At 65.0% G+C, this 7616-nt stretch carries 7 protein-coding genes; 4 read left to right on the top strand and 3 right to left on the bottom strand.

From position 1 onward, the window contains the following. Positions 1-71 precede the first annotated feature (71 nt). From ACFVJS_RS10630 to ACFVJS_RS10620, 3 genes are all read right to left on the bottom strand, one after another. On the bottom strand, positions 72-650 hold the full coding sequence (locus ACFVJS_RS10630; RefSeq protein WP_378879247.1) for a class I SAM-dependent methyltransferase: 579 nt from the start codon (positions 648-650) through the stop codon (positions 72-74). Between the two features lie 8 nt (positions 651-658). Then, a complete protein-coding gene (locus ACFVJS_RS10625; protein ID WP_328530702.1) occupies positions 659-1159 on the bottom strand; it encodes a DUF305 domain-containing protein in 501 nt (166 codons plus the stop codon). Between the two features lie 132 nt (positions 1160-1291). Continuing rightward, on the bottom strand, positions 1292-2797 hold the full coding sequence (locus ACFVJS_RS10620; protein ID WP_040755484.1) for a multicopper oxidase domain-containing protein: 1506 nt from the start codon (positions 2795-2797) through the stop codon (positions 1292-1294). 2 nt (positions 2798-2799) lie between these two features. On the opposite strand from ACFVJS_RS10620, the gene ACFVJS_RS10615 reads away from it, so the two are divergent. The 4 genes from ACFVJS_RS10615 to ACFVJS_RS10600 all read left to right on the top strand — a co-directional run bounded on the left by ACFVJS_RS10615 (position 2800) and on the right by ACFVJS_RS10600 (position 7497). Continuing rightward, positions 2800-3099, top strand: coding sequence for a hypothetical protein (locus tag ACFVJS_RS10615; protein WP_008359881.1), 300 nt, complete (start codon positions 2800-2802; stop codon positions 3097-3099). 66 nt (positions 3100-3165) lie between these two features. Continuing rightward, positions 3166-5643, top strand: a complete 2478-nt coding sequence (locus ACFVJS_RS10610) for a heavy metal translocating P-type ATPase (protein ID WP_050800843.1) — start codon at positions 3166-3168, stop codon at positions 5641-5643. Between the two features lie 43 nt (positions 5644-5686). After that, positions 5687-6397 carry a response regulator transcription factor gene (locus tag ACFVJS_RS10605; RefSeq protein WP_008359883.1) on the top strand — a complete coding sequence of 237 codons (711 nt, stop codon included), beginning with the start codon at positions 5687-5689 and terminating at the stop codon, positions 6395-6397. Then, positions 6394-7497, top strand: coding sequence for a cell wall metabolism sensor histidine kinase WalK (locus ACFVJS_RS10600; protein ID WP_008359884.1), 1104 nt, complete (start codon positions 6394-6396; stop codon positions 7495-7497). The genes ACFVJS_RS10605 and ACFVJS_RS10600 overlap by 4 nt, the downstream gene beginning before the upstream one ends. The last annotated feature ends 119 nt before the right edge of the window (positions 7498-7616 follow it).

Below are 7616 nucleotides of genomic sequence, written 5' to 3'. Positions count from 1 at the left end.
GCCAGATCGTGGTCCGTGTCGGCAGAGAGGACGACATCGCAGTCGTCACAGGCAAGTTCGAACGTCACCGGTCACTCCCCTCCTTTCGCGCGGAAACGCATCAGATGGCGACGCGCAGACAAGACGACGTTGATGTCCCTGAATCCAGCTACAGCGAGACCCTCAGTCAGCTCATCGTGGGCGATGATGCGGTGAGGTGAGCCGTCGAGCCGATGTGTCAGCCGGGCCAGCGCGGTGTCGGTGAGGTCGTAGCCGATGAGTGTCCCGCCGGGCCGGAGAACCCGAGCGGCCTCTCGAAGGGCATCGGTCCAGTCAATGACGTGGTGCAGCATGAGGTAGGTCGTTACGACGTCGAACGACCCGCCGGCGTAGGGCAGCGCGGTCACGTCGGCTCGTTCGACTTTGACGTTGGGGTGGTCTTGGAGCCGATGGCCGGCGGCGCGCACCATGGCGCCGTCGACGTCAGTGACGGTGAGCCTGGTGTTGGGGAACCTGCGGGCCATCCCTTCAGCCATGGCGCCGCTACCGCCTCCGATCTCGAGGACGTCGCCCTGGAGCTCGACGCCATCGAGCGCCCAAGGCAGGACCCAGCGTCTGGCGAGGTGTCGCCATGGGCCACTTCGACAGAATGCGCTCTCGATGGCGGACATCACCGGCATCAGCCCAACAGCCCCTTCATCGTGGTGATCTCGTCGGTTTGAGCGGTCTCGATCTGCTTGGCCAGGGCGACGGCGTCGGGAGACGTACCGTCGGCCTGTTCGGTCTTCGCCATCTCGATCGCCCCCTCGTGGTGCTCGATCATCATCGTGAGGAACATCTGGTCGAACTCGTCAGCGATGGCGCGCGACAACTTGTCCATGTCGTCGCTGCTCATCATCCCGGGCATCGACGACGACATGTCCATGCCACTCATGTCCTCGGGGACCGGTTCGCCCCAGGATGTGAGCCATCCTGACATGGTCCGGATCTCAGGATCCTGGGCGTCCTTGATCGCCGCGGCGAGCTCCTTGACGTCGGAGCTCTTTGCCCGGGTCTCCGCCAGCACGGCCATCTCGACCGCCTGACGGTGGTGGGGAATCATCTCACTGGCGAAGGTCACATCAGAGTCGTTGAAGCCGACGTTGGAGTCGGTCGACTCAGCTCCGGTCGATGAGTCCATCCCCGACATACCTGGCATCGAATCGTCGCTGTCGCCGCAAGCGGTCAGGGTGAGTGCGGCGATCGCGATGAAGGCTGCAGCCGCGAAGGGTTTAGTATGCACGGTCGGTCTCTTTCACTGGATGTGGCGGTTCTAGGACTGGTAGACGAGGGCGGCCATCATCCCCGCCTCGGCGTGGTAGACGTTGTGGCAGTGCGCCATCCAGTTGCCGGGGTTGTCGGCTTGAAGCTGGACCGCGAGCTTCTGCATCGGTTTGAGCAGGACGGTGTCTTTGCGGAGGCCGTTGGGCAGCGCAAACGTATGGCCGTGCACATGCATCGGATGCGCCATCATCGTCATGTTCGAGAGCTGGATCTGGACGCGTTTGCCCGGTTGGAGGGTCAGCGGGTCGTTGTCGGGATACGCAACTCCGTTGATTGCCCATTCATAGGGACTCATCTGCCCCGTCAGGGTCAATGCGAGGTCTTGCTCGACGTCTTGTGCTGGTAGGCGTGCCGACTCTGCCGGGGTCAGGTCTGCGCCCATCAGAGTCGGTCCGTTGAGTTCGGCGACCGCGTCGTCTGGCGCAGGTGCCGTGCCCGATGCGGTACGGATGAGGGCGAATCCTCGCCCGTCCTTGCCGATCGGCCGGGCGACAAGTGGGAAGACGCCGTCCTGGAGGGTGACCACCGCGTCGTACCGCTCCCCCATGCCGATGTAGAACGCGTCCGCTTGTCGGGGCTCAACGGGGAACCCGTCCGCATGGGTGAGTGACAGAGAGTGGCCACCGACGGCGACAGCGAAGATCGTGTCGGCTGCGGCGTTGATGAACCTCAGTCGCACCCGTTGACCGGACCTGGCGCGCAGAACATCAGGGCTGGAAGCGACCCGCCCGTTGATCAGGTAATGGGGATATTTGACGTCACCAGCATCGCCGAAGGGAGACTCCGAGGATTCCATCGGCATCCCGTCCATTCCAGACATCGAGGATCCCGATCCCATGTCCATGCCCTCCATCCCACCCATCGGGCCGGAGGAGCCGGAAGGGGCAGCGACCAGGCTGGCTAGAACGTCATCAGGAGTCTTTCCGGTGCCGTCGATCCAGTCATCGAGGACGACGATCCACTCCTCGTCGTAATCGCCCGGTTCGGCCGGGTCGTCGATCACGAGCGGGGCGTACAGGCCGCGGTCAAGCTGAACCCCGACGTGCGGATGGTAGAAGTACGTTCCCGGATCCGGGGCGACGAACTCGTAGACGAACCGGGAATCCGGTGTGATCGGATCTTGGGTGAGCCCGGGCACACCGTCGGCGGCGTTGCTGAGAGCGATGCCGTGCCAATGGATGCTGGTGTCTGCAGGAAGTTGGTTCTCAACCGTGATCCGCAGCAGATCTCCTGCCGTTGCCCGGATCAATGGCCCTGGGACGTTGTCACCGAAGGCCCAGGTATCAACGGCCACGCCGCCGAGGTCGACCGACGCCGCACGGGGTTTCAAGGCGTGCTCTACGACCCGCCGCCCTCCCATTGGACTCATCGGGGACGGGGTAGGCAACACGGAGCCCGTCGACGGTGATGCGGACGTCCCGGAGCAGGCCGTGAGGAGGCCACCGCCGGCAGCTGCTGCGGAGCCGAGTAGAAGCGAGCGACGCGAGATCCTCATGCGTGCCCCTCACCGTCGTTGGTTCGCGGGCCGTGCTCGAGCTCGGCGTTGAGATGGGGATGGACCTCGTCGGCTGTGAGATCGTCACCGGTCAACTGGTGTTCCACACCGGCATGCCTATTGCGCTCAGTGCCTCGCGTTCGCGAGCCGATGATCGTGCGGCATACGAGGAAAACCGCAGTCCAAATCGCAACAAGGCCGAGGATCCCCCACACCCAGGCTATGCTCCAAGCAGCGTTCATCACGGCTCCAGCCTGAATGCTGACTTTTGTGGTTGTCCGGCAGGTTCCATGAAGGTTTGACGAAGGTCGGCGCCGTCAGGGCCTGAGTCGGTCGTGTTATCACCCGATGGCGGCCAGAATGGGTCCATGAGCCGTCCCGCCCACGAGCACCCCGTGCAGGCCGCAGATCCCGTGTGCGGCATGAGCGTCGACCCAGCGAGCACGCCGCACTCAGCGACATACCGTGGCGAGCGCTACTTCTTCTGTTCCGCTGGATGTCGGCAGCGATTCGAGGCCGATCCTGTGTCGTACGCGGCGGAGGGTACGCGCCAAGCCAGCCGAGAGCACACCGCCGGCCACGGGCACGAGACGCCCGACCCGCACATTCGCCCAGATCACGACACGCACGCTCCGCATGAGCACGACCTTCACGTGGCCTCGCCCGCCGCTGAGGCGCAACCCAAGGACGCCGCGGCGGCTGCCACGGAGTGGACGTGTCCGATGCACCCCGAGATCCGCCGTCCGGGTCGGGGTGCCTGCCCGATCTGCGGGATGGCGTTGGAGCCGGTGACCATAACCGTCGACGACGGCCCGAGTCCTGAGCTGAGGGATATGACCAGACGGTTCTGGGTCGGTCTCGCGCTGGCCGTACCGGTGGTGATCTTGGAGATGGGTGGCCATTTCGTCGACGCGATCGGCGCGGCGCTTCCGCAGTCGACGTCGAACTGGATCCAGCTCGCACTCGCCACACCCGTGGTGTTGTGGGCCGGGTGGCCATTCTTCGTTCGGGGGTGGGCCTCGGTTCGGACCCGAAACCTGAACATGTTCACCCTGATCGCGATGGGCACTGGGGTGGCCTGGCTCTACAGCCTGGTTGCGACCGTGGCCCCAGGGATCTTCCCCGACTCCTTCCGTAGCTCGGCTGAGATGGCCGACGGAATGGGGTCGGGGGCGGTCGACGTCTATTTCGAGGCGGCCGCGGTCATTACCGTTCTGGTGCTCCTGGGGCAGGTGCTGGAGTTACGAGCCCGCGAGCAAACCTCGGGGGCTCTTCGTGCCCTGCTCGATCTCACGCCGAAGACCGCTCGTCGCGTGCGCTCCGATGGCACAGATGAAGAGGTCGGTCTGGATGAGGTCGTTGTCGGGGACCTTCTCCGCGTGCGCCCGGGCGACCAGATCCCGGTCGATGCGGTGGTGACTGAGGGGAGGTCGTCGGTCGATGAGGCGATGGTCACCGGTGAGTCAATGTCGGTCAGCAAGTCCGAAGGCGACCGCGTGATCGGGGGCACGATCAACACGACCGGTGGTCTGGTGGTGCGTGCCGAACGTGTCGGCCGAGACACGATGCTGTCCCGGATCGTGGCGATGGTTGCCGATGCTCAGCGCTCTCGTGCGCCGATCCAGCGCACTGCAGACAGGGTCGCAGGGGTCTTCGTTCCTGTGGTGATCGGAATCGCCGCGCTGGCGTTCGTCATCTGGGCGCTGATCGGTCCAGAGCCACGGATGGCCCACGGACTGATCGTCGCAGTCGCGGTGCTCATCATCGCCTGCCCGTGCGCCCTCGGCCTGGCCACTCCGATCAGCATCAAGGTCGGTGTGGGCCGCGGAGCCGAGTTGGGGGTCTTGATCAGGAACGCCGAGGCTCTGGAGCGGATGGAGAAGGTCGACACGGTCGTGGTCGACAAGACCGGCACCCTGACCGAAGGGAAACCCTCAGTCACCAAGATTGAACTGGCAGACAGAGACGGAGACCTCGGCGATGCATTGCGCCTTGCCGCTTCAGTCGAGCGTGCATCGGAGCACCCACTTGGACAAGCGATCGTCGATGCGGCGACGGAACGTGGTCTGTCGCTGGCGGAGGCGGCGGACTTCGACTCTCCACCCGGTCGCGGCGTCGCCGGAACCGTAGACGGCAAGCGCGTCGTACTCGGGAGCACCGCGTTCCTCGCCAACGAGGGCATCGACCCCATGCCGCTCGTGCCCGTCGCCGACCGGCTCAGATCGACGGGAGCGACCGCGATTCTCATGGGTGTCGACCACCTGCCGGTCGCAGTGTTCGCGATCGCAGACCCAATCAAGCCGACTACGCCAGGTGCTCTCGCGCTGCTCGAGCAGGACGGTGTCGAGGTCGTCATGCTGACCGGCGACAATCGCGTCACCGCCGACGCCGTCGCGAAGGATCTGGGAATCGCCCGTATCGAGGCCGAAGTCCTGCCCGACCGCAAGGCCGAAGTCGTCCAGAACCTCCAGTCTGAGGGCAAGGTGGTCGCCATGGCCGGCGACGGCGTCAATGACGCACCCGCCTTGGCCGCAGCCGATGTCGGGCTGGCGATGAGCTCAGGCACCGACGTGGCGATGGAGTCCGCCGGGATAACCCTCCTCAACGGCGACCTGATGGGCATCGCTCGAGCACGGACCCTGTCGGACAAGACCATGCGCAACATCAAGCAGAATCTGTTGTTCGCCTTCGTCTACAACGTCGCAGGAATCCCTGTCGCCGCCGGAATCCTGTACCCGTTCACCGGACTGTTGCTGTCCCCGATCATTGCGGCCGCGGCGATGGCTCTGTCCTCCGTCAGCGTGATCACCAATGCCTTGCGACTGCGCGGGGAGAACCTCGGTTGAGCCGGCGCGAGTGCCCAATCAGCAACGCGCGAGACTGGGCCCCATGACAGCACCAGTCCCGGTCCTAGTAGTCGAGGATGAGCGTTCCCTCGCGCAGATCGTGGCCGACTACCTGACCAAAGGTGGCTTCGCCGTCACGCAGGTCCACAACGGTACTGACGCAGTCGACCAGGTTCGCACTCACGACCCCGACCTGATCCTCCTGGATCTTGGCCTACCTGGGTTGGACGGCATCGAGGTGTGCCGCCGCATCCGCACCTTCTCCGACTGTTACATCATCATGCTCACCGCCCGCGAGGACGAGATCGACAAGCTCATCGGGTTGGGCGTGGGTGCCGATGACTACATCACCAAACCATTCTCACCCCGCGAGCTCCTCGCCAGGGCTCAGGCCGCCGTGCGACGCCCCCGACTCAGCAAGCTGACAACACCACCGGCAGAAGACCTGCTCCGGTTCGACGGGCTCAGCCTGGACCTCGCGGCCCGCGAGGTCAGCCTGGATGAGGAGAACGTCTCCCTCACGCGCACCGAGTACGACCTGCTGGCAACTCTTGCGCAATCGCCACGGCGAGTCTTCTCGCGGCGCCAACTTGTCAACGCCGTCTGGGGCGAAGGTTGGGGCGGCGACGAGCACATCGTCGACGTCCACATCGCACACGTACGCAGCAAGCTGGGCGAGGATGCCACCAGCCCTCGCTTCATCGACACCGTCCGAGGGGTCGGCTACCGGTTCAAGGCGGAGCAGACGCGATGAGGCTTCGGCAATGGCCGATCGGGATGCGCCTGCTCGTGGCGCAGGCACTGGTTCTTCTCGCGGCCATCATCTCCGCTGCCGTCATCGCCGCTGTGGTGGGGCCACCTCTGTTCCACGAACACATGCTCCAGGCAGACCACGCTCCCGACCCCTCCGAACTGGAGCACGTCGAACGGGCTTTCCGAACCGCGAGCATCGTCTCCCTGGGTATCGCCGTCCTCACCGCCGCGCTGCTGGCGTTCGCCGTCAGCTGGTTCCTGAGCCGACGGTTCCAAGCCCCGCTGACCCGGCTGCAACGCGCCGCTGCTGAGGTGGCAGCAGGCCGCTACGAAACTCGTGTGCCGGTCGGGGACGCCGGCCCCGAGCTCGACGCATTGGCCGAATCGTTCAACACTCTCGGCGCTCAGCTCGCCAGCACAGAGCACACGCGCCGACGCCTCCTCTCCGATCTGGCACACGAACTTCGCACACCGATCGCCACCCTCCAGGCCTACCTCGAGGGCCTCGACGACGGCGTACGCCAATGGGACCAGCCCACTCGCAACGTGTTGGGCGACCAGGTCACGAGGCTGGCACGCCTGGCCTCGGACCTCGATTCGGTCTCCCGAGCCGAGGAGGGCCAGCTGCAGATGACACTCGAGCCGGCCACCACAGCCGAGCTGGTCCGTGCCGCACGAGACGCGGTCACCGCCCGGTACGAGGAGAAGGACATGCGAATCGACGTGATCGAGAGGGGCCCAGGCCACGTTGCAGTGGACCGCACCCGGTTCCTCCAGGTGCTCACCAACCTCTTGGACAACGCGCGCCGGCACACGCCGAGAGGCGGAACGGTCACCATCGACACTCACGCCGAGGATGACTGGGTAACGATCTGCATCACCGATACCGGCGACGGCATCTCTCAGAGCCAGCTCGCGCACATCTTCGAACGCTTCTATCGCGGGGACACTGCGCGAACCGGCGACGAACAAGGATCGGGAATCGGCCTCACGATCAGCCGTGCGATCGTCGAGGCGCACGGGGGACGCCTTGACGCATACAGCCGTGGGCCGGGCATGGGTTCCACCTTCACCCTTAAAGTCCCTGCCCTGACAACATGAAGGTTTGATGAAGGTTGCTCCGACCGAACCGCCAGCCTTATTGCGAGAGCTTTGCAACTACATAGGATCCCGGTCATGACGACGCGCCTCGATGCTCCGCCTCAGCCCCGGCTTGGATG

It is taken from the genome of Nocardioides sp. NPDC057772, assembly GCF_042798075.1.
Classification (GTDB): Bacteria; Actinomycetota; Actinomycetes; order Propionibacteriales; family Nocardioidaceae; genus Nocardioides.
The sequence above is the reverse complement of the archived record's forward strand: the minus strand, read 5'-3'. Positions and strand labels throughout refer to the sequence as shown.